The following is a 24450-nucleotide window of genomic DNA, read 5'->3' as shown; positions in this document are numbered from 1 at the left end:
CCTTTTGTATGCCTCTGCGTTCTCTGCGTCTCTGCGGTTCGTTAAAAAACTCAAAATCGCCAGAAACTTTTCAAACACCCTCTAACTCCTGATATATCTTTAAAGTCATGCAACAACGCAGTCAAAAAAACCTGTGGTCATTGATTGCATTGTTCCTCTGTGGGACATTGCTACAATTTCTTTTGTATTTACCCACAGTAGCCGTAGCTCAAAATCCCAATGGGAATAGCTGTAGTAATATTACTACTCCTCTGACATCAGAAGAACAGGCTTATGCTAATGAGGCTTGGCAATATTTTGTTAAAAATTACCAACCAGAAACAGGATTTACTAATTCCACAGGTGGGTATCCCTCCAGCACACTCTGGGATATGGGTAATTACTTAATGGCATTAAATGCCGCACGCTGGCTTAATCTCATTGATCAACCAGAATTTGACTCTCGAACCAACAAATTTCTTACCGGACTGAGCAAGCTGAAGTTGTTTGAAGATGCCTTACCAAATAAGGTTTACAACACAGCAACAGGACAGATGGTTGATTATGGCAATAACCCATTGGAGAAAGGAATTGGTTGGTCTGCTTTAGATGTTGGTCGTGTACTAGCAGCATTTCATGTCATTCGTACCTGTCATCCTCAATATAATGATTGGCTCAAAGGGATTGTGACAAAATGGCAGTTAGGGCGATCGCTCAAAGATGATCAACTTTTTGGAGCCGCAGTTCTACCTGATCAAAGTACTTTGTTAGTTCAAGAAGGTCGTCTTGGTTATGAAGAATATGCTGTGAGGGGTTATGAACTTTGGGGTTTTAAAGCACCTAAAGCTGTTGCGTTAGAACCGTATAAGTTTGTAGATATTAATGGCATCTCAATTCCCGTTGATACTCGTGATTTTCCCAACACCGGAGCTAACAATTATGTAGTTAGTGAGTCTTATATTTTAGATGGGATTGAATTTGGGTTAGAGGGATATTTACAAGATTTTGCCAAAAGAGTTTTAGAAGTACAAAAGCGTCGTTACGAGTCTACTGGACAATTGACGGCTGTTTCTGAAGATAACATCGATCAACCACCTTATTTTCTCTACAATACTGTTTACGCTAATGGTGTTCCTTGGGCAACTATTACGGATGAAAATAAGCTTTTCCCACAGTTTAGAAGTCTGAGTACAAAAGCAGCTTTTGGTTGGCGCTATCTTTTTCCCAATGATGCCTATGCTCAGAAACTTTTTGATGCGGTGAAGGATTTGCGGAGTCCTGATGGTGGTGGTTTCTATGCGGGAATTTATGAAGAATCTAAACAACCGAATAAAGCTCTCACTGGTAATACCAATGGCTTAATTATGGAGATTTTATACTATAAAGCCAGAGGAAATCGTCCCCTGATTGGACCGAATGGGGTGACTTTTGCAGCAGCACCACAGTCACAACCTGGAGCAAAACCAGCAGAAACTCCTAAAAATCCCCCAGTTGCACCAGTACAACCAGCTTCATCTGGTCCTCCAGGAGAAACTACTAAAACTCTACCAGTTGCAATTACAGTTGCACCGATAAAACCTGTAGGTGAACCCCAGCCGTCATCCTGTCCTTTAGTTCAACCTTTAACTGTAATTCAACAGCGTTATGCAAATGCAGCTTGGGCATATTTTCAAGCCAATTATCAACCTAAAACTGGTTTGGTGAGCGATCGCTCTGACCTCAAAGGAACTACTGTTTGGGGCATCGGAGATTATATAGCAGCACTGAATGCGGCACAATCACTGAATATCATATCTGCAAAGGAATTTGACCAACGCACTCGGCAATTATTAGGTGCATTGTCCCAAATACCTCTCTTTGCGGGAGAGTTACCACATCGGGGCTATGATACACAAACACTGCAACCCATAGATTACGGCGGTAATTCAGTTCCTGAAGGCACTGGCTGGTCAGCTTTAGATATAGGACGGTTATTTGCATCTCTGCATAACTTAAAAAGTTGTCATCCTGAATATACTCAAGCCATTGATCAGATTGTCCTAGATTGGTCATATTTGCGGGTGGTCAGAAATGGTATTCTCTCCAGTGCAACTATGATTAAGGATGAAAAAGGGCGATCGCTCCCCCGTGTGCATCCAGAAACTCGTTTAGGATACGAAGAGTATGCTGCTCGTGGTTTTCAATTGTGGGGGTTTGATGTTCAAAATTCCGCTGTTGGAGGTAAATATGAAACCGCTACTGTGGAAGGTGTAGAAATACCAACCCAGCGAATACGACCAGATATAAATCCCAAAGCTAACCTGTATACAGTCAGTAATCCTTTCTTGCTATATGGTTTAGAGTTTGGTTTAGATCCGCAAATGCGATCGCTCTTTACACCTATTTTCCAAGCCCAAGCTCAACGCTACAATCAGAGCAAAATATTCACTGCTGCCGGCACTAGTTTAATTGAAAGTCAGCCATATTCTCTCCACAGCACAATCATCAGTCAAACAAAACCCTGGGCTGCTGTAGGTGATGATGGCAAATCTTTGACCGTAGGAAGATTGGTAAGTACAGCAGTAGCCTTCGCTTATCATGCCCTACTCCCAGAGGATAACTATACCCAAGAGTTATTAAAAGCCACAACAGATTTATATAATCCTGCCTTGGGTTTTTATGAGGGTTTTTATGAAAAAGATGGCAAAAAGGCACTGGGTTTTACTAGTAGCACTAACAGTATGATTCTCCAATCTTTACTATACACAGCCACAAAGCAGCAACCTCTAATCCGTGCCAATACCGCACTAAAATCCCCTTGGTGGCAAGCAATTAGCAAAGGTAAATCCGGTAACGGTATACCCAACACTGCTACGCAAAAATCCCAGTTCGTAACTAACGGCTCTAAAAATTACTGGGTAACTGAATAATTCGTAATTCGTAATTCGTAATTCGTAATTCGTAATTACCCATTACCCATTATTTAACTCAACTGCGCGACAAGTTGATTTTGTACTAGGGTGTCATTTGTCAACAAATCCTCAACGGTGACGCGTAAAAACCGCTGTTCATCTACTTGAAACAGGATTTTAATGCGATCGCTCCCCGGAAACCCTGGGGGGCTAAGTTGGGCAATATTTCTGGCACCTTCTTGATCATTAAGCGGTTTGACGGTGGTGGCCATACTGTTAATTTTACGAGTAATTAAACGCTCTCCATCAAAATAAACTTCTGTACCTCCGGTTTCTGCACCCAATTCCCCCAAAACTAACTCTATGCTGGGTTGATTTTCCCTAGAAGCACCCAAGACTAATTCTACTGGTTGGGTCATGGGATAAGCCTGTCCAGCCCTGATAATTGGTTGCCAGCTGTGACGCTGGTGACGACGATCCCAGTAACGCACACCATAACTATGATAGAGATAGTCTTTAATTTCTAAGCCTTGAGTGATTTGCAGCGCCCCTTGTGCGATCGCTTCAAACGGACTTTCACAGCGGATTTTTTCTGGCTCAAAATATTGGCTTACCCATGTCTGCACCGCAGTTAATTGCACAGATCCACCAACCAACAAAACTGCATTAATATCATCCAGTTCGATGCCCTGACGACGTGCTTGTTGTAACAGTGTCATCATCGCCTCATGCAAGCGGTCAAAAAATCCGTTTTCTTTGAGGATTTCTTCTAGTCCCTTGCGATTAAGTTCCATATCATAGCTTTCAAAAGTATCATTATTAAAATAAAATTCACTAGCGTGATTTTGGGTAGATAGCTGAATTTTTAACTTTTCTGCCAGTCGAGTTGTCAGGGAATTAACTGGAAATCCTTGACTTTTCGCAAAGTAATCAACTATCCAATTATCTATATCAGTACCGCCTAAATTTTGCCCTGCTTTCGCCAACACACGGGCTGTTTTGACTTTTTGCTGTGAGCCTTCAGCCAGAGATTTATTACCCCATTTGAGCAGAAATCCTACTTTTGCTGGTGTTTTTTGCTCTAAACTCACTAAAGACAAATCTAAAGTACCGCCGCCAAAGTCAATTACCAAGAGATTTTCCTGTCCTGACAAACCATAACCCAAAGCAGCGGCTGTTGGTTCATCTAATATCCGCACCTGTTCAACGGGCAGTGCTTGACAAACTTTGCCCAGCCAGTAACGATAAGCTTCAAAGCTATCTACGGGTACAGTTAAAACTAAAGAATCTATTCCCCCTTCCATGGGTGCTAATTCAGAAATTACCTTGTTTAAAAACCATTCTCCTACTTGTTCAAAAGAGATAGTTTTTCCATCTATTTCCGGTGAAAACCCTGGGATATTTGCACCAATCCCCCGTTTAAAGCTGTGGAAAAATCTAGAGTCGCCTTTGATATCCAAACCGCGATCGCGCACTTGTTGCCCAATTAATATCTGACTCTGAGTGGCTTCTTCCACATAAACCAAGCTGGGAATCAGTGGGGGATTGAGTTGCTCCTGAATTGATAAGTTCGGTATATTTATAGTTTCTGGTTGCTGGGTGACGGGATTCCAGCGGGTAATGACTGTGTTACTAGTACCAAAATCAATAGCAATGGGCATATCTTATTTTATTATTTCGCACTAAGATAAAAATACGTAAGTACAGTTAATATATCGTTAATTATTCGGGATTAACCACCAATTTTGCAAATGAGTGATAGCTTTTTCTTTTTGTTTCGCTTCTACCTCTATCCAAGACGCTTGGTAGTAAGCATCAGGCATAGCAGTAATTAAATCACTGTGCTTTCTATCATTAAAACCTGAGTCACCGTTGGAAATATGTACTAACTGCCAATCTGGATTTAACCAAGTTTCTCGCGCTGCCAAAAGCATAGACTCTACACTAGGATGATTATAAGTATCTAACTTTTCATAACAAATATGGTGATGAGCATCAAATACCATCGGTATTTTTGCCTGTTGACATACCATTAAAATATCATTGGCATTATATGCATATTCATCATTTTCTAAAGTCAAGCGGTTTTTTATACCTGGTGGTAGTTCAGAAATTACCTTTACTAACTTTTCTGCACGTTGAGACTTGCCACCATGAATATTCATCAGCGCCCAAGGTGACTGGGGTAAACCCAGTAAATCTAATGTGCGGGCGTGTCTTGCTAAAATTTTGATACTCGTTTCTACGACTTCAGATGAGTCAGAACTCAGCACTACAAATTGATCAGGATGTAAAACCATTCTGATCCCCAAAGTTTGAGCTATTTGACCAATTTTGCCTAAACCGACACTCATCTCCTCTAAAATATTTGCGCCAATTTCATCTTCCATATCGCTGAGAGGAAATAAAGCCGAAGTCATTCGATAAAGCCGAATATTCTGCTTTTGACAAAAAAATAAAGCCCCATTCAAGCACTGCAAATTATGTTGATAAAGTTCTCTCAAAGTATCTTCACGTTGTTGAAGAGAGAGTGTTAAATAACGAGTACGGGTAATAGTCCGAAAGCGTACTTGCTGATCAGAAGTGATGCACACCAAACCTAAATACGGTGTAGTGCTGGGTTGCTGCTGTGCATTGATTTTTTGTAACTGAATTTGAGTCATTAATTTAACAATGTATTCTTAGTATTTTTGCAGAAACTTTTGTGAGATTATATCTGTCAAGATGCTTAAATTATCTAAAAATCTCAATATCTGCCCATGTCTCCTTCTGCTCAAGGCATTCCCGGTTTGCCAGATTTGACACATCCCCATGAGTTAGTACAATTTGGCACTCAAGTATTTCAAGGTTCATTGTTACTGATATTTTTGATTGTAGCGTTGGGAGTTGCGATCGCACTCATCAGTTTTTCCCTCAGACGAAACACCAGCGAACAAGCAGTTTTTTTTAGTGAATGGTCGATTCGCTATTCTCAATTATTGCGCGGACTACAGCATTTAGCCCTAATTTTAATTTTATCAATCACCGGATTTTTCCTATTTTCAACCCTCAGCAATCGTTACCACCACTGGGAACAAGCCAAAATAGCCCAAGTCGCCGAAAGTGTTGCTGGTGATAAATTAGAACAAAGTACGCCCCAAATCCGCTACATTACCGAAGAGCCATACATCTATACCACCCAAGTAGATGGCAAAATAGTTAAAATCAACGACAAACAAAAAGTTACCCGTTATCTGACACTAGCCGGCTCGCAAATTCAAGTCACAATAGATCAAAGTGTCAACGTTCAAAATAGCAGCGTCATTTACAACACTGATTACACCGCAGATTATAAAGTTATTAACCCACTCAGCGATATTGATAGTTTTTTCTTTGAAGCACCACCACCAGAGGGGTACTCATTACTAAAAAGTTATAAAGTAGAGCGTGACGGTACGAGATTAAAACAAATTAATCCCGGTGATTATGGTTTTCCCTTTCGTTTAAAACCAGGAGAAGAAACAACATTTAAAGTTACCTATCAAGCTCTAGGTGGTTCACGCTGGGTTTATAGTGCCGCAAATCAAATACTTTCCCAATTCCGTCTCATAGCAATTGCCAATTTTAGAAATGCCGACTTTGCTAGTGGCATTGTTCCCAATAATATTAAAGTTGATGGCAACAGCAGCCAATTCACTTGGACATTTGATGAAAATGTGTCTGTCAAAAATCCTTTTGGCGTATTTACCAGTACCCAACCTATTAAGAATACTGGCATTATACCCCGATTATTACTATTAGCCCCAGCATTATTTTTATGGTGGATATTACTTTTGTATTTGTCTCTACCAATGAATTTAAAAAATGTCGCTATATCCGGGGCTATTTTCTTCGCCTGCTTACTAACTTTAACCTACATGGCGCGGGTAATAAATGCCGAACTAGCTTGGACAATCATTGCATCTATCTTTCTAATTTTAACCTATGGTTTAGGCTCAAATCGTCATACTTCCTTAGCTGCGATTATTTGTACTATTGCTGGGGCTATTTTACCTATTTTTGGTTTATTAATACCCTTTAGTGGTTTAACTTTAAGTCTAGCCGGCTTGCTATCAGTCGCATGGTTAGCAGTGCTTCATTGGTATGGTTGGTATCGTCTACCCAATTCTTAATGTAACATTCTGGATATCCTGATTCTGACAATTAAAAAACGATACAATATTAATAATCCACAAACCCGAAATTGTAATGGTTCAAACCCCTATCAAACCCTTAACCCTTGATGAATTTCTCAAATTGCCAGAAACAAAACCGGCAAGCGAATTTATTAACGGTGAAATCATTCAAAAACCCATGCCTCAAGGAAAACATAGCACAGTTCAAAGCGATTTTGTCTCTGCGGCTAATACCGTTCTCAAACCCCAGCGCATTGCCCGTGCATACTCTGAATTACGCTGTACTTTTGGAGGTAGATCCATTGTACCTGATATTGCAGTCTTCACTTGGGAACGCATTCCCCGCGACGAAAATGGTGAAGTTGCTAACACCTTTGCTATCCCTCCTGATTGGACAATTGAAATACTTTCTCCTGAACAAAGTCAAACTAAAGTTGTTCGTAATATCCTCCATTGTCTTCGTCATGGTACTCAAATGGGTTGGCTAATTGACCCCGCAGAAAAATTAGTTTTTGTCTATTTGGCAGATCAACGTATTCTATTATTTGAACTAGAAACAGACAGTTTACCTCTTCCACCCTTTGCAGAGTCATTTAATCTTACTGTGGGTCAACTTTTCAGTTGGCTAAATGAATAAATCTTCAATATATTCTTTGTCAGAATCAGGATATCCAGGATTTAAGGATTTAAGGATTTAAGGATTTACAGGATACTAACTGAGTCTAATTTTTTTAGATATAAGCATTTTTTTGATGTTGATATTTTTTAGATATTTTGTAAATTATGATTATCCAGTAATTCTATCTTAAATCTCACAATTAATCATCAAATCAATATTCAAAACGTGATACTTTAAAATAACATCCTGTACATCCTTAAATCCTGTAAATCCTGATTCAGACAAAAAAAGATATATAGCATTTATCGGTTGAGTGAGGTATAAAAGATAAATTTGATTATTGTTTTCCGAGAGTGACAAAACAGGGCTATTCCTACTATCAGCAAATATTCTGACTCCTGAATTCTTACAAATCTATACCACCAAAAGCTTTAGGTATTCCTTATTGTAAATCCTAAAACAAAATAAAGAAACAAGTCTTTTGACTACCAAAACCATAAGATGATTATAGTAACTGAGTATACAGAAATCCAAGTTGTAATCCCTTCTACCTGCCATTTTTGGGGAATGAGTACAGCTTAATATATCATCAATTATCTTACCTAAATCACTGCAAAGTCTCACAGGTAAAGAAATTTATATTGAGTACCAAAAATCTCAATCCCTACCCTAAAAATACAAGTACCCCTGTTCTCAAAAGCTAGTACCCCTACCCCAAGAGAAAATGTAAAGTTCTGTTAAATAGGGGTTTAAACCTATTGAGTACAAGCATAATAAATTCAATAAATCCAATCGGTATGTGCTGTTTTTTTTGCTTTTGAGTCACCTGATATAAGCATAAAAATACAACATGGCTCTCTTAACCAGACAGTACCGATGCAACAGTCTTTAGACAGTATCAGTAAAACCCAAACTGCAAATACAGACTTGATGAAAAATCAACGTTCTGGCAGTTTTTTGGAGCCATTAATGAGCGATTTTCGCATCATTTTTGAACGTGATCCAGCAGCACGTAATTGGTTGGAGGTAATATTTTGTTACCCTGGATTTCATGCTCTTTGTTTACATCGGCTTGCACACTGGTTACACCGCAATAAAGTGGGTTTTATCCCCCGGTTAATTTCCCACTTAGGACGATTTCTAACAGGTATTGAAATTCATCCAGGTGCAGAAATTGGTAAAGGTGTATTTATCGATCATGGCATGGGTGTTGTCATTGGTGAAACTGCCATTGTTGGAGATTATACGCTGATTTATCAGGGTGTAACTCTGGGTGGAACAGGGAAAGAAAGCGGTAAACGTCATCCCACAGTGGGTAATAACGTTGTTGTGGGTGCCGGTGCGAAGGTTTTGGGAAATATCCAAATTAGCGATCGCGTGCGGATAGGTGCAGGTTCTATTGTCTTGCGTGATGTTCCCCCAGATTCTACCGTTGTCGGAATTCCTGGACGCATTATTTCCCATAAACAAAGCAAACGTCTCTCTCCCTTAGAACATGGAAAGTTACCTGATGTTGAAGCGGGTATAATTCGTTCCTTGCTTTCCCGAATCGAGAAACTTGAACAACAACTGCAAACCCTGACAAATCATCAGCAGGACGAGGATAGTTGAATTATGTTTTCACCAGGAGAACAAGTTTTACAGATTCCTTTGAGCGATAGATGGCAAATTTATCACCGTTTGCAAGAATTGATGATTACTTGTTCCTGTCCCCCAGATGGTTCGTTGCGAGTGCAAGTTAATAGTTTACAAGAAGCAGTCCTTGTCCGCAGTGCAGTCATGCAATTTTTAGCTTCTCGTTGTGAACTAGTGGAATGGTTAGAAGGTTGTTGGTGTCAGAGTTAAATCATATTGTAGCCGTAAGAATTCAGGAGTCAGGAGTCAGGAGGAAGAAGGAAGAAGAATATTTTTCTCTTCTGTTAAGAGTTCCCCGTTATATCAAACATTCTGTATGCTGAATCCTTACTTGTAGCCACATCGACAATCTCAAAAATCCAAATTTGCATGAGTAATTACAATTTACAACTTCTAGAATGTCTAATCAATACAATATCAGAGCATAATTCATGATGCAAGCGTGATTTATCCTCTGCAAAAGTTAAAGTTATTGTTCACTCACAAATTAGCTTGCAGACTGGAGGTAATTAACCTAAGCTTAGGTTTCATTCATTCTGCCAAATCTGCTAAATCTACAACTTCTCTCACATAGAGCAGATAGCATAGTGTGGCTAAAGCCATAGGGCTGAATTCTGCTGTATTTCATTTCTAAATAGAGTGAAATTAGCAAGTAACACTGGGGATGGCATTTGCAAAATTATTGTCTAGCTTGATATTTTCAACGTCAAATTATGGTACAGCGTAACAGCGATAAGAAATTACTTCACTTTTTGCATAATGAATTGGCACTTTCAAATGCGGATATTGCTGTCGCATTACGACACCGTGAGTTAGATAAAGGCCCCATACCAATGCTGCTTTGGCAGTATGGTTTCATAGATTTAGAGCAATTAGAAAAAATTTTTGATTGGTTAGCAGAACACGCATAGTGAATTATTACATGACTAACTGATTAAAGAGTTAATTTTTTTGCACTTAGATATGAAGCAGCTATTTGTGAGACATCAATTGTCCAAATCACAGATCACTTTTCGTAAACAAATGAGGTTATTACTATGATTGCTAGTTTAATTGCTGGATTGAGTATCTTATTAATTACTGGACTTACTAATAGTTATATTAGCTACTTACTGTTTGACAAACATCAAATTTACAACAGTAAAAAGCCTTCGTAAATTATACCAATATTTTGTTTTCTGTCATACAGATGTGGTGTGAGTTATTGAGCAATAATTAAAGATCATAAACCGTGTTCAATAACTGGTGCTATGGAATCAGGCAGGAGGAAAGGAAGTTGGATTGCTTTTATATATATTTGGGTCTTTTTATTTAATGTTTATCTAGAAATTTTTAATATTTCTTTTATATCTATTATTACTAGGGATTGTAGTGTTAAAGGGTATTAGTAAAAACTCCGCCAGAGGAATATTTGAGATGAGTCAAATCATTATTAATGATACCACCTTACGTGATGGAGAACAGGCGGCAGGTGTTGCTTTTAACTTAGAAGAAAAAGTGGCAATTGCTCAATTTCTTGATGCCATTGGTGTTCCTGAAATAGAAGTCGGTATTCCGGCAATGGGAGAAGAGGAAATTCGGGCAATTACAGAAATTGTCAACTTAGATTTAGATGCCAAATTACTAGGTTGGAACCGCGCTGTAATCTCAGATATTAAAGCTTCTATCGCTTGCGGACTTCAACGAGTACATATTGCTATTCCCGTTTCTGGTATTCAAATTGCCGCTAAATTTCATGGTCAATGGAGAGTAAGTTTACAAAGACTCAAAGACTGTATTAGCTTCGCTGTTGATAATGGTCTTTGGGTCGCAGTAGGAGGAGAAGATTCTTCTAGAGCAGATGAAAACTTTCTCGAAGATGTAGCATTGTATGCTCAAGAATGGGGTGCATCAAGATTTCGTTTTTGCGATACAGTTGGAGTTCTAGATCCCTTTGGAACACATCTCAAAGTTAAGCGGTTAGTATCTACTTTATCAATTCCCCTAGAAATTCACACTCATAATGATTTTGGTCTAGCAACTGCTAATGCTATTGCTGGTATTAAAGCCGGTGCAGTTTCTGTCAATACCACTGTTAATGGTTTAGGTGAAAGAGCCGGAAATGCAGCTTTAGAAGAAGTTGTGATGGCACTTAAATGTATTTATGGTGTTGATTTAGGTATTAACACTCGACATTTATTAGAACTATCTCAATTAGTTGCGGCTGCTTCCGGTGCTAATGTTCAACCTTGGAAAGCAATTGTTGGTAAAAATACCTTTGCTCATGAATCTGGTATTCATGCTCATGGTGTATTACAAAACCCAGAAACTTATGAACCCTTTGCTCCTGAAGAAGTAGGTTGGGAACGCACTTTAGTAATAGGTAAACATTCTGGACGGCATTTAGTCTCTAACTTATTAGAACAGTATGGCATTTTTTTGAATGCGGAAGAAACCCAATCTATATTAGATGCAGTGCGTCAACAATCAACACTAAAAAAACGCAGTCTCACCACAGAAGAATTGTTAAATTTAGTACGTGAACAGAGGTATTCTCATGCAGCGCGATGAATTAGAACTGGACTTACCTCCCGCTTTTGAAATTGGTCAAAAGGTACGAATTCGTAAATTGATCAAAAATGATGGCACGTTTCCCGGTCAAGACATTGGTGCAGTTTTGGCTCAAAAGGGAGACGTTGGTTATATAGCAAGTATAGGTACATATTTACAAAATACCTATATTTATGCGGTGCATTTCTTAGAAACAGGGTTCGTCATCGGTTGTAAGAAAAAAGAACTAGAAATTGTTGAGGAAAATAATGAAAGTAATGCTACGAATGAATGATGCTGGTACTTTGGTGGCTTATGTTGCCAAAAAAGACCTTGAAGAAGAAGTTGTTAAACAAACAGATAGTGATGCAGGTAAGGTTCTTACTTTAGCTAATGGTTGGGAATTAGAATTTAGTGAGTTACCAGCTACGGAAAAATTACCCCTCACTGTAGAAGCTAAACGCCTCGCTTAAAATTTTGATGGTAGGGAGATGGGAAGATAGTGAAAATCTATCTTTCAAATCATGTCAAAATAATTAGTAATTGATAATCCTTAATTTGTAATTCTCATCATTGAGAAATTGAACCGCTTAATTGATGGTGTCATTTGCTCTCTTCAATTACGAATTACGAATTACGAATTATGAATTACGAATTAGACATGATTCACCCTATCTAACTCAGGTTAAACAGAAGTTAATTTTGGAATTTTGAGTTACTGATATGGGTGAAAAGTACCAGACTTTATCGGAATTGAATCTTGAGGGACAGTTTTTAGGTTTTGTCGGTGATAAATCAGGACAATATAAACATTTACGGTTAGCGATTCCTTCAGGAAAGGTGAAAGTTAAACTACCTAAAGACTTGCGCTGTTCTCCAATATCTACTTTAGTTCCTGGTGAACAAATTCGCATTGGTGCTATCGGTAAATTAAACTCGCGAACAAGTAAAGTTAAACTCAAGGCTTATCAAGTTGAAGCAGTTGGTTTGTGTCTTATTGAAAATCGACTACCACAAACCAAGGCGAAGATTATGGTTTGTCAAAAATCTGGTTGTATGAAGCGGGGTGGAAAAGGTTTATTATCAGAGTTAGAGAAAACTCTGTGCGATCGCGGTTTGTCAGATCAAGTTACTATTGAACACACCGACTGTCAAAAACGTTGTAGTAGCGCACCCAATTGTGTTTTGATGTTGGGTAAAAAGCAATACAAAAAAGTTCATCCAGAAGCGATTGCTTCTTTGTTAGAGAATCATTTAAAAGGATGTTTTAAAAGTGAGAAAATAATGTAACAAAACTCACATTTTTAAGCTGAAATTTGAATGATCAGCTTAAAATTCTTTTCCGGATCTGTCTAATTCACTATTGGATAAATTTTATATTAGAGGATATTTTGAAAGGGTCTCCTGCTATTAAATCTAGCACATTAAAGCATCTCAGTACATTAATAAAACCTTGATTTTCCGTTGTATTTAACCTCAGTAATAACGGTAAAATCTACCTTTTGGTAGTTTACGAATATCCTTTAATCAAATAAATAAGTTCTATAAGAGTGTGAGGACCATAACTTTGAATAAATGCCAATTTGCCAATGTAATTTCCGCTAATTGGCTGCTGTTGATTGGAATAAATCTTTTAGGTGGCCTTTTCCTATCTACATCTGTCGCCATTAAAGCTGCATCTGCGGTTGATAGAGAAGTTACTGATGCTGCAAGCAAGGAATTAGCGACTGATAAAAAAGCAGAATCCACTGAAAAGATTAGCCAAAAATCGCAACATCCATCTTTTAAACTGAAGCAACGTTTGATTCAGTTCAAACAACAACAGATTCTCAACCAACAAATAGATGCCTCTGGTGGTGCAGGTGATACCTTTGGTGAAGCCAAGAAACTTTCTCCTACTCAAAACCAAACTATCACCCAACAGATAGATGCCTCTGGTGATGCAGGTGATACATTTGGAAATGTTAATAAATTACGCCAAGATTTATTAGTTGAACCTCTGTTTCAAATAACTCCTCCACAAACTCCTCCACAAACTCCTCCACAAACTCCTCCACCCAAGCGAACCTACCAACCTGGACTCAGTTTTGGCGCTCCGAGTGCTTTTGGGGCGGCTTGGGGTGACTTATTTGTAGGAGCATCGGGCGCTACAGCAGGTAAAAGTAGGGACGGGAACCCAGACGCGAGTATGAGCGCAGGTTTTGGCTTAGGAGATGCCTACAACCTAATTGGTTTGGAATTCACCTTCAACAACGGTAGTATCAAAAACTTCGGTTATAACGGCACTTTTGACCTCAAAGCTCACCGCGTTGTCTATGTTAAAGGCAACAATCAAGTTGCTGTAGCTGCTGGCTGGAATACCTTTGCCCAGTATGGTAATGAAGGAATTAGACCTTCCGGTGCTTATGGTGTAGTTACAACATACTCTCTTTTACAGCCCGACAATTCTGTTAATCCAATGGCTATCTCCTTTTCTTTAGGAGCCGGTGGTGGCGACTTCCGACAAGGGAATGAAAGTACTGGTGTATTTGCTGGAGTGGGTGTGCAAGTTCATCCCCAGATTGGTATGGGTTTCGGTTGGAGTGGAGTAGGTTTAAATGCTGGGGTTTCCTTCGTTCCTGTGCCTACCATTCCCTTGATAATTACTGCTCAAGGTGCTGATCTCACAGATAACAGTTTCGGCGGTAGGATACTTGTTCTGACTGTGGGCTATGGTTTCAATTTCCTACCTAGATAGGTTTGATAGCATCAAAACTCAAACAATACATGAAGGTTTTCAATGATTCTGAAAACTTCCTAATTTCTCCTGCCGACTCCTGAAAGGCAGTTGCTCTTGGGAAACCTCAAGACCGTACTGCCTTCTCTTGATTCCTACTCTATGGCTTACGTCAAGCCACTCCTCACGACAAAGTTTTTCAGCCAACCCTAAATCAGCACTTCAATATCGACTATCTAGAGAATCACCATGTTAAAAATCAGAACCTTTTTTATCGCTCTGGCTTGTGCGCCTTTAATTTCACTTTCTTTGCAGTTAACGAATCAAGTCCAAGCTAGTTCACCGAGTAAAGGTCAGGCAGGATCTGGTAGTGGTGGTGCAACCCCACCCACAAATTATCACCCATCACCGAGTAAAGGTCCGGCGGGATCTGGCAGTGGTGGTGGAAGCATAAATCACCCTGGTCAATCACCGAGTAAGGGTCAGGCGGGATCTGGCAGTGGTGGTGGAAGCATAAATCACCCTGGTCAATCACCAAGTAAAGGTCAGGCGGGATCTGGTAGTGGTGGTGGAAACACAAATACCCCTGGTCAATCACCGAGTAAAGGTGAGGCGGGATCTGCTAGTGGAGCAACTTCATCTAATATCATTGTCACAAAAGAACTGGATGGGTCTATCAAGATTACGCTTTTACCTGATGCTGTAAAGAAGCTAAATGATATTGCTGCTAGACTGCGTGCTAGTGGAAGGGATAGTAGATTTACACGGTTTAAAGCTATTTTACTTCAGAGATACTTCGTTTCAAATGGGCTTCAACCACAATTAGCAAAAGCATTCACAAGTGTATTACCTCATATTTTCTTAACCTCTTCCGATGCTTCTACTACACCCAGTCTTCCTTCAGTTCAGTTACCACAAGGAAAGTTAGTAGCGAGTATGAAAGCTTTCAAAGCTGGTTTAACAATTGCTGAGGCTAATGAAGCACCAACTGTGAATGTTGATAAACTGAACGAAGCTATTAATATCCACAACAAGATTGTTCTAGAAAGCGATCCAGCCACTCTTCAGCAACTTGTACGAAATTCAGACTTTGTGGAAATTGGTAAAGCTCTCACAGAATTAAGGGCTGCAATCCAGTAGTATTGAGATTAAGTCCGTAGGGTGCGTTAGGGGCATTTGCAAAAAATCTTGATTCATGAATAACTGGATCAAGCGCCGTAACCCACCATTAGCCATTGGTAATTATATATATCTTCTTATGGTGGGTTACGCTTTCGCGCAGCTATGCCTATAGGGCTATACCAACCTAACCATTAATCTTGCATTCCAAAAACCGATTTTCCGCGCATCTTTGTTAGAAAATCATTTGAGTTAAGTTTTAAATATAGCGGTTATCGGTTAAGTGAGGTACAAAAACCCCACCCCCAACCCCCTCCTCCTTCGGATTCACCAGTCGCCTACGGTGGGAAACCCGCCTACAGCGCTGGTTCACCGCAAGCGATGAGGGGGCTATGATATACCTCATGTGATTAGGAAACGCTATATATGCAAATAAAAAGCCTCTCAATGAGAGGCTTGATTACTAATTTAGAGAAGCTTTAAGCAAATAAATTAGGAGTAATGACTGCTAAAACTCCAGCTATTACGGATGCGGCTAGGGAGACTAAAGCGGCGTTAAATAACCACCAAGCAGCATCTGCAACGGCTTTTTTGCTGTCAATTGCTTGCTGTTTCGCTTGTTCTCTAATTGCTCGCAGTCTTTTTTGGGTTTCTTGCTGGATGCGTTCGGCTCGGTGTAATACGGTATCCCGCGCAGATTCGACTCGATTGATAATTTGATTTGCTTGCTCCTCGGAGATATCGGAACGGGAACTGAGGAGAGCAACTAAGGTATCTCGATCGAATTGACTTAAGCGATCGCGCAAGGCTTCAAATCCGGCTTGAGGATCATCGAATATTTTCGCAAAATCCTGCTGGACACCTTCATAATTGAGTTCAGGACGCTCCATAGAGTTGAGATAGTTACGAACTCTGTCAAAAATTCTATCAACGAGCGATCGCACTCTTTGCTGAATTTGCTGGAATTGTTCAACAATCGAGTCACGCACCGATTCGATTTGGTCTACAATGCGGTTCGCTTCTGCTTCTGAGATATCCTCACGTTGAGAAAGCAAAGCGACTAAAGTAGAACGGTCGAAGTGAGAAATGCGATCGCTTAGAGTTCCCATACCTGCGCGGGGTGAAGACAGCAGCAATTGCAAGTCACGTTTGATACCTTCGGGATTGAGTTCTTCCTTGTTGGTATTACGTAGATAATTTTCCAGATTTGCTTCAAATTCTACCGCTTGCTTAGTAGTACGTTGTGCTAAACGTTGGGGAGTTTTGACAATATTAGCGATCGCTTCTTGTACAGAATCAATAATTTGGTTAACTTGTTCCTCATTCAAATTCTCGCGCTGACTGAGCAATTTAACTAAAGTTTCGCGGTCAAACTGCGACAAGCGATCGCGTAATGCTAAAGCACCTTTTTGTGGTTCATTAAACAACTGTTGCAAATCTCGCTGAATACCTTCTGGATTGAGTTCTTCCAAATTAGTATTCCGCAGATAATCAGCTATGGCTGTTGTCGTTTGTTCATACTGCTCTTTCGTTTTGTCTGCAACTTTCTGCGGTGTTTGCAGAATATTATCTCGTACCCTTTCCAAAGCGTCTAGAGTTTGATTAACCTGTTCCTCACTTAAATCTTGACGCTGACTCAATAATTGTACTAAAGTATCTCTATCGAATTGCGATAAGCGAGAACGCAAAATATTTATTCCTGTTTCCGGGTCTTCTAACAAAACTTGAAAATCCCGCTTGATAGCATCAGGATTGAGTTCATCCTTATTCGTATTTCGCAAATAATCTTCTACCCTTTGGCGCAATTCATCAGCCTTATTTCTGGCTTGTTCTTGCAATTCTCTGCCACGGTTAATAACATTATCACGAGTACTTTCGAGTTGACCAAAAATATTGTTAGCTTCCTCTTCGCTGATATTCTCCCGTTGCTGAAGTAATTGTAAAAACGTATCGCGGTCAAATTCACCCAAACGTTTCTGCAAACTTTCAAAACCAGCTTCTGGATCTGCCAACAGAGTACTAAAATCTCGCTCAATACCTTCAGGATTCAGTTCCTCCCTATTAGTATTCCGCAGATAATCTTCTATCCTACTACGTAAATTCTGAGTTTGCTCCTGTTCTTCCCTTTGCTGAACAATTTGTAAAACTTCTTGACGAATACCTTCTAATTGTTCGGCAATTTCTGTCATTCTATCTTCGCTGATACCACCCCGTTGTCTCAGCAAATTAACAAAGTAATCTTGGTTGATTTCTTCTAACTCACGGCGGACAGTTCTAGGGTTGGCATTTTCATCATAAATCACTTCTCTAAATTCATCTTGAACCGTAATCCGGTTGAAATGCCAAGGAAAAGAATTAAGGATATAATCTTCTACATCTGCTTTGATATTATTCTGAGATTGTGTTGGTAAACCTTCAGCAAATTGAGTACCAATTTTACGTGCTTGCTCACTAGTTTGCTTAGTAACCTGTTTCAGTTGCTCAATAATTTTATCGACATCAACATCTTGAACCCTGCTACCAATTTTTTTTAATTCACTAGTAATTTCCTGAACATTAATATCAGCAAGGTTAACCCTCTCTAAAACTGCTGTTCCCGCAGCACCCAAACCATATTGAACAGCTTTTTTTATCACACCATTGGTTTGCTTGCCATTTCCACCACCAACACTTATCAACTCTTGAAGTCGTTCACCTAATTTTTCAGATTTTAGTTCTTCTGGGCTGGCAGATTTTAGTAAATCAAGGACTTTTTCTGTTGAATCTTGGCGATTTATAACCTGCTTCCAAGCTTCCTCAAGTTGGTCAGCAACTTGTTTTACCTGTTCTTGAGAAAAATCAGTCCGACTGCTGATTAAATCAACAAAAGTCTGACGATTAATATTCTTCAGAAATTCCCTATCGCCAATATCTCGCAAATCTAAATCTTTTAACAATTGGTCAAATTGATTTCTAATTTCTTTAACATCTAGATTTGGTAACTTTAGAGAACTCAAAGAACTTTGCAAAGTATTTCTAATACTGTCAGCATCAAAACCTGAAGTTAATTCTCGACGAACTGCGGCTGTAATTTCTTCAGCCGTAGCCACCATCTGTTTTTGAGCAACATTAGCACCAAGAGCATTAGTTGCAGTACCCATCAAACCTTGAATGCCCGAAGTTACAGTGTTAACAAAAGAACCAATTAAAGAGCCTAGAGCATTGGAACCCAGCCACATAATTACGGTGAAGAAGCTAGACCAAATAACTACACCAATAACTGCTCCTAAAAACACACTTTCAATTAAGCTCAGTTTAACAGCCAAAAAACAAGCGAGGAACAATGCAATACTGGAACTAGCAATTGCCCAAGTCCCAACTTTGGCTTCAAATTTACGAATTGTACCTCCCACTGTTTCTGCATCATCAACATCAGAATATGCACCAGTTCCTATAGCTGAAATTCCCGCAGCTACAGAAAGATTTGTGAATAATAATTGAAAAGCAAATGCCATGAGTACACCACATAGCAAAGCCAGCAAAAAATTAGAACTAGAAAATATAAATGGTGCTTGTTCTGGAATAAAAACATCACCAGTCACTGTAATTGGAGCTAGTCCTAAGTGCAAATAGCACCAATTGAAAGTAGTTAATAAACTTGTAAAAAACATAATTTCCTCTTGAAACTCGAAATAAATACTGCGTAAATCTTGATTAAGAAACACGCCTCAAAGGTATCCTTGGTAGGAGTAATAGCTGTCGTCTATTTTGGTCGTAGAATGAATCAAATTAGGGCTTGCAACTGTATAATATTAGCTTCGGCTTTTCTGTAATATCTTCTGCCATTCGATATATAAGCTTCTATGCTGTAAGAGATATTAATTAGGGCTTGCTGATAGCGTAGCGTAAGCCATAAAAGTTTTTGGTTAAAAGTAGGAGTCACGCAAGCTATAGCTATATGCAGCAGATTTCATTTAAATGATGTACAAGCTTGAATAATAAAACTCTTGTGGTGCGGGCATCTTGCCCGCTAGATATTTCCTAACGAAATCCGCTGTAAATAGAAAACCTGAATAAATTAATTTTTATAGTCATATTCAATATTGATAATGTGCAATAAATAACGCGTTGATACCATAAAAATTCAAGCACTTTTTCAGTTTATAGATGATTCTTCTTTCTCCTGACTCCTGACTCCTGACTCCTGAATTCTTGATTGTTAAACCTGATCTTTAGACATCTCCTCAGTTTGCATCACTGCCAATCACCTTGAATAGAAAAAGCTGCCCAATAATAAGGTGCAGAAAAGTTCTGATTGCGCCACATTTCTAATTGCGCCGTCCTCAATGCTGCCATTGGATTTAACCCCTCCTTGAGCATTTTTTGATAAAACTTAGTCATCAACTCCGCTGTACCCACATCGCTCACACTCCACAAACTCACCACCACCCGTTTAGCTCCTGCATACATAAACCCTCTCGTTAAACCCACTAAACCCTCACCTTTCACTTCCTCACCCAGTCCCGTTTCGCAAGCACTTAAAACTACTAATTCAGCAGGTAAATTAAGGTTAAAAATATCTTGAAGACGCAGAAAACCATTTTGTGATTTGCCATTTTGATCAAATAAAGACAATACCACACCAGATAACTCTGGATGGGTAGAATTGATTAAACCGTGAGTTGCTAAATGAATAATTTGGTAATTTCCTAATTCAGAATTAGTTGCTATGTCACGAGAAGCTTGGAAATCGAATGCTTGCAAACGTTTATTTTCTGGGACAAGGGCAAGAATTTTCTCAGCTTCCTGGCGTGTGTATTCCAATCTATTTAGAGTAGAACCAACATCCAAAGCAGAGCGAGTGAGACTGCTGGCAATGGTGGTAGTCTTAGCAAACGTTGGCACACCTGAAAAACGAGTATCTGTTAATTCAAATACCGGGTCGGCTATTACTGCCAGAGTTTTAGTTGCTGGACGACGGCCTCGGAGTTGACGACGCAAAATAGCTACAGTCGAAGCTGACGGTAAAGAGACAATTTCATTCTGTACCAACAGAGGTGTGTAACCTGATTTTGCTGAAGGTACTGGTAGGGCTGCAAAGGGAATATATTGCAATGCCCCGTCACCGACTATTAGCAAGCGTTTGTTGCCCAATTGATTCCCTACTGGTTGCAACAACATTTGGCTTAATTTCTGTCCTGCTTCTGAATCTCCCTCTTTCCCTGTCTTCAGAAAGGAGTAAAATTCATCAGATGCAGCTTTCACTTCTACAAGTTTTGGGAGTTGATAGCTAGTCATCCTCTTTTTGCTAACTACCCACAGATAGCTCCTATTCTTCCCCAAGGAGTATTCTAAAAGTACAGTGTTATCATCTAGTACCTGTTCTTGAATCTGTTTCAGAGTCAAAGGTTCGGGATATTTAAGTTCAGCATAACGAGGACTAGTAAGGCGAATTTTTGCTGCCAGTTGGTCAATTTGGATAAGTAAGGATGCAATATTTGCTTGAATTTCTTTTAATTGTTTCTGGCTGTACTGACTATTAAGAAGTTGATATTTGTTATTTTCTAAGGTGTTAAGTTGTTGTTGCAAATTACTTTCTTCAGCTAAGAGTTGAGAATCTACACCAGTACGAATATCTGCATTCGCTTCTGTAAGTAGTTCCAACAAACTGCGAGCGCGGCCACGTTCACTAGCATGAAGGGCTTGAGCATCATAGCCTTGATTAGGGTTTTTTTGATGCAGTTGCATCAGTAAGTCAATATATAATTTATAGTAATTTTGAACTGTAGCAAAGTAAGAAGCGCGGAGTTCTTGGGAACCAATTTTGGTTCGCAGTTTTTCTACAATTTTGATAGCCATTTCTATTGAGGTCAGGGCTTGTTGAGAATCACCTAACTCACTTTGCAGTTCAGCGATATTGTAAAGACTCAAAGCTTCCCCAGCTTTATCTTCTACTTCTCTTTTGAGTACAAGAGATTTGTTATAGTAATCCAGGGCTTTTTGTTTTTCTCCTGTACCGGAGTAGATAGAAGCAACGTTATGAATAAAAATTGCTTCTGAACCTTTTTCTCCCATTTGTTGGGCAAGAAAAACAGATTGCTGGTAATATTCTAAAGCCTTCTGCATTTCTCCTAGACCGCTATAAATTCCCCCAATATTATTGAGCAGCAAAGCCTCTCTACTCTTGTTACTTACTTGTCGAGCTAGGGGCAAAGATTGATTGAAGTAATCTAGAGCTTTTTGCTTTTCGCCTAAATCATTATAAATCCCACCAATATTATTGAGGGTTAGGGATTCTCTGGATTTATCTCCCAATTTTTTGAATAAACTTAAAGATTGATTATAGTAATCAAGTGCCTGATTTTCTTCTCCTAATTTATCATAAATACTACCAATATTATTGATAATAATACCTTCTATATTTTGATTACCAATTTGTCGAGCCAGCAGCAGAGATTGATTAAAATAATCTAAAGATTTTTGCTTTTCTCCCAAATCATCATAAATTCCTCCAATGTTGTTAATCGCCAATACTTCTAGATTTTTATCCCCAACTTGTTGGGATAGATTGAGAGATTGCTGATAGTAAGAAAGCGCTTTCTGTTTTTCTCCTAATTTATCGTAAGTTCCACCAAGATTGTTGAGAGTACTTGCTTCTTTACCTTTATCGCCTAACTTTTGAAAGATGGGAAGAGATTGAGTATAGTATTCTAGTGCTTTTTTATTTTCCCCTAAATCATTATGAACTTTAGCAATTTGATTGAAAATAACTGCCTCTCCAGATTTATCGCCTAACTTTTGAAAGATGGGAAGAGATTGAGTATAGTATTCTAATGCTTTTTGCTTTTCTCCGATATCTGAGTACAGATCACCAATTTTACCTAAAACTGTTGTTTCTTTGGCTTTGTCAGCTACTTTTTGAAAAAGTAGTAAAGATTTCTGGAAGTATTCTAAAGCTTTAAGTTTTTGATTTCCATCACCATTTTGATTGTAAAGAAAGGCAATATTATTGAGAGTATTTGCTTCTCCAATTTGGTCTTTAATTTTCCTTCTCAGCAGCAGAGATTGATTATAATATTCTAGTGCTTTTTGTGTTGCATTAAGATTGGAGTGGATGAAACCAATATTATTAAGTGCAAGGGCTTCTCTATATTGATTACCTATTTGTTGCCACAAGGATAAGGATTTATTGTAAAATTCTAGGGATTTTTGTTTGTCATCAAGTTCATTATAGATAGCTGCCATATTGTGGAGTGTATTGGCTTGATTGTTTTTATCATCTATTTGTTGAGAGATAGAAAGAGATTGTTTATAATATTCAAGAGCTTTATTTTCTTGGACGATATCATCATATATCTTGCCTATATTGTTGAGAACCAAAGCTTCTCCTTTTTTATCTCCTAACTTTTGTCTAATAGGAAGAGCTAAGTTGTAAAATTCTAGTGCTTTTTGTTTTTCACCGATATCATCATAGGCTTTACCAATATTATTTAATGTAAGCGCTTCTAGGGATTTATTCTCTATTTGTCGAAATATAGGAAGAGCTAAGTTATAATATTCTATTGCTTTTTGTCCTTTAGCAATTTGATCATAAATGAAGCCAATTTTGATGAGGGTAATAGCTTCATCAACTTTGTTTTTTAATTGTTGGAAAATGGGAAGAGATTGTTGATAATATTTTAGGGCTGTTGGCAATTCTCCTAGTTGAGAATAAAGGCCTGCAATGTTGTTGAGCGCTGCTGCTGTTTCGGCTTTGTTTTCTAATTGTTGGTAGAGGAGGAGAGCTTTTTGATAGTATTCTAGGGCGGTTGACGATTTTCCTAGTTGGGAATAGATAGCTGCGATATTGTCGAGTGCTGTAGCTTCTCCATTTTTCCCCTCTACTTGTTGCCATAAAATCAGAGATTGATTAAAGTGTTCTAGAGCCTTTTTTTTGTCTCCCAGGTTGTTGTGAATAGAACCGATATAAAGAAGAGTGAAGGCTTGGGCAGAGCGATTGCTGGCTTTCCCATATAATATAAGTGCCTCTTCAAATTTTGTAATTGCCTGTTTGAGAGATGCTGCTGTTTTTTGCTGAAATAGTTGAATACCTTCCTGAAAAGCTTTATCGGCTTTATCTGTATTAGCTGGCTTTTGGGCTATGATCTCTATCTGTCTAGGTATGGCAGCTATAGACTCTGATAGGAAAAGAATATTCATAATTCCCGGTAATGAGACGAGTGTGAGTAATGCCAACAGTGATTTTTTCAGCATCATTAATTCCAATATCCTTGAACAGAAAAACCTGCTCAATCATAAGGTGCAGATTCTTCAGTTTGTAATATTGATAACTGCGTTGTCAACATAGCCGGAGCAGGTTTTCAAACATCATTCAAAATTTTCTAATAAAACCTCCTCATTACAGCATTTTTCACGCATTTAGACCAAACTTTGTCGATGTATTTCTTTCTTCCTTTGCGTCTTCCCTGCGGGACGCTCCGCGAATGCGCCTTTGCGTGAGATTTTCAAGTGTGGTTCATTTACCTAAAAATCGCTGTAACTTAGAAGTTGTCACATAATTTATACTTTACAAACTCACAATATGCAGACATACAAAAAAACCGCCTAAGCGGGTCTTATAGTGATTTTCAGGTAAATAAACTATCTTATCCCCCTCTGGTTAAGAGGGGATTTAGATAACACCTGATAAGTACCTGGACAGAATTAATTACACAATGTCATTGCGAATGGAACGAAGTGGAATGACGCAATCGCAGGGGCTGGGATTGCTTCGCTTCGCTCGCAATGACTGTAAATATTTTTGTCCAATTACTTACTTCTCAGATATCC

General features: G+C 38.9%; 16 protein-coding genes. 12 read left to right on the top strand and 4 right to left on the bottom strand.

The window, feature by feature from the left end:
• The first annotated feature begins 107 nt into the window (after nt 1-107).
• Entirely contained in the window at nt 108-2888 is a 2781-nt protein-coding gene (locus ACSQ6I_RS14150; RefSeq protein ID WP_438890956.1) for a DUF3131 domain-containing protein, read from the top strand.
• 53 nt (nt 2889-2941) lie between these two features.
• Here the strand turns inward: ACSQ6I_RS14150 and ACSQ6I_RS14145 are convergent, their stop codons facing one another.
• Entirely contained in the window at nt 2942-4531 is a 1590-nt protein-coding gene (locus ACSQ6I_RS14145; RefSeq protein ID WP_438890955.1) for an Hsp70 family protein, read from the bottom strand.
• Between the two features lie 57 nt (nt 4532-4588).
• A complete protein-coding gene (gene uvsE / locus ACSQ6I_RS14140; RefSeq protein WP_438890954.1) occupies nt 4589-5533 on the bottom strand; it encodes a UV DNA damage repair endonuclease UvsE in 945 nt (314 codons plus the stop codon).
• 96 nt (nt 5534-5629) lie between these two features.
• On the opposite strand from uvsE, the gene ACSQ6I_RS14135 reads away from it, so the two are divergent.
• The 11 genes from ACSQ6I_RS14135 to ACSQ6I_RS14085 all read left to right on the top strand — a co-directional run bounded on the left by ACSQ6I_RS14135 (nt 5630) and on the right by ACSQ6I_RS14085 (nt 15663).
• Nucleotides 5630-7021: a hypothetical protein gene (locus ACSQ6I_RS14135; protein ID WP_438890953.1), complete on the top strand. Its 1392-nt coding sequence runs from the start codon at nt 5630-5632 to the stop codon at nt 7019-7021.
• A 76-nt stretch (nt 7022-7097) separates the two neighbouring features.
• Nucleotides 7098-7661 carry a Uma2 family endonuclease gene (locus tag ACSQ6I_RS14130; RefSeq protein WP_438890952.1) on the top strand — a complete coding sequence of 188 codons (564 nt, stop codon included), beginning with the start codon at nt 7098-7100 and terminating at the stop codon, nt 7659-7661.
• An 858-nt stretch (nt 7662-8519) separates the two neighbouring features.
• A complete protein-coding gene (gene cysE / locus ACSQ6I_RS14125) occupies nt 8520-9254 on the top strand; it encodes a serine O-acetyltransferase (protein WP_438890951.1) in 735 nt (244 codons plus the stop codon).
• Between the two features lie 3 nt (nt 9255-9257).
• On the top strand, nt 9258-9488 hold the full coding sequence (locus ACSQ6I_RS14120; RefSeq protein ID WP_438890950.1) for an Asr1405/Asl0597 family protein: 231 nt from the start codon (nt 9258-9260) through the stop codon (nt 9486-9488).
• 503 nt (nt 9489-9991) lie between these two features.
• Nucleotides 9992-10189, top strand: a complete 198-nt coding sequence (locus ACSQ6I_RS14115) for a DUF2949 domain-containing protein (RefSeq protein ID WP_438890949.1) — start codon at nt 9992-9994, stop codon at nt 10187-10189.
• Between the two features lie 505 nt (nt 10190-10694).
• On the top strand, nt 10695-11828 hold the full coding sequence (nifV, locus tag ACSQ6I_RS14110; RefSeq protein ID WP_438890948.1) for a homocitrate synthase: 1134 nt from the start codon (nt 10695-10697) through the stop codon (nt 11826-11828).
• Nucleotides 11815-12102, top strand: coding sequence for a nitrogen fixation protein NifZ (locus ACSQ6I_RS14105; RefSeq protein WP_438890947.1), 288 nt, complete (start codon nt 11815-11817; stop codon nt 12100-12102). Before nifV ends, ACSQ6I_RS14105 begins: the two co-directional genes overlap by 14 nt.
• Nucleotides 12077-12280, top strand: a complete 204-nt coding sequence (gene nifT / locus ACSQ6I_RS14100) for a putative nitrogen fixation protein NifT (RefSeq protein WP_323309584.1) — start codon at nt 12077-12079, stop codon at nt 12278-12280. Before ACSQ6I_RS14105 ends, nifT begins: the two co-directional genes overlap by 26 nt.
• Nucleotides 12281-12530: 250 nt before the next feature.
• Complete coding sequence (locus ACSQ6I_RS14095; protein ID WP_438890946.1) at nt 12531-13097, top strand: (2Fe-2S) ferredoxin domain-containing protein; 567 nt, start codon at nt 12531-12533, stop codon at nt 13095-13097.
• Between the two features lie 277 nt (nt 13098-13374).
• Entirely contained in the window at nt 13375-14544 is a 1170-nt protein-coding gene (locus ACSQ6I_RS14090; protein WP_438890945.1) for a hypothetical protein, read from the top strand.
• Between the two features lie 228 nt (nt 14545-14772).
• A complete protein-coding gene (locus ACSQ6I_RS14085) occupies nt 14773-15663 on the top strand; it encodes a hypothetical protein (protein WP_438890944.1) in 891 nt (296 codons plus the stop codon).
• A 458-nt stretch (nt 15664-16121) separates the two neighbouring features.
• Here ACSQ6I_RS14085 and ACSQ6I_RS14080 read toward each other — a convergent pair whose 3' ends face one another.
• Both ACSQ6I_RS14080 and ACSQ6I_RS14075 read right to left on the bottom strand, forming a co-directional pair.
• Nucleotides 16122-19292: an MFS transporter gene (locus ACSQ6I_RS14080; protein WP_438890943.1), complete on the bottom strand. Its 3171-nt coding sequence runs from the start codon at nt 19290-19292 to the stop codon at nt 16122-16124.
• A gap of 583 nt (nt 19293-19875) precedes the next feature.
• Nucleotides 19876-23877: a tetratricopeptide repeat protein gene (locus ACSQ6I_RS14075; RefSeq protein ID WP_438890942.1), complete on the bottom strand. Its 4002-nt coding sequence runs from the start codon at nt 23875-23877 to the stop codon at nt 19876-19878.
• Nucleotides 23878-24450 lie beyond the last annotated feature (573 nt).

Source organism: Anabaena sp. WFMT, assembly GCF_051781005.1.
GTDB lineage: Bacteria > Cyanobacteriota > Cyanobacteriia > Cyanobacteriales > Nostocaceae > Anabaena.
The sequence above is the reverse complement of the archived record's forward strand: the minus strand, read 5'-3'. Positions and strand labels throughout refer to the sequence as shown.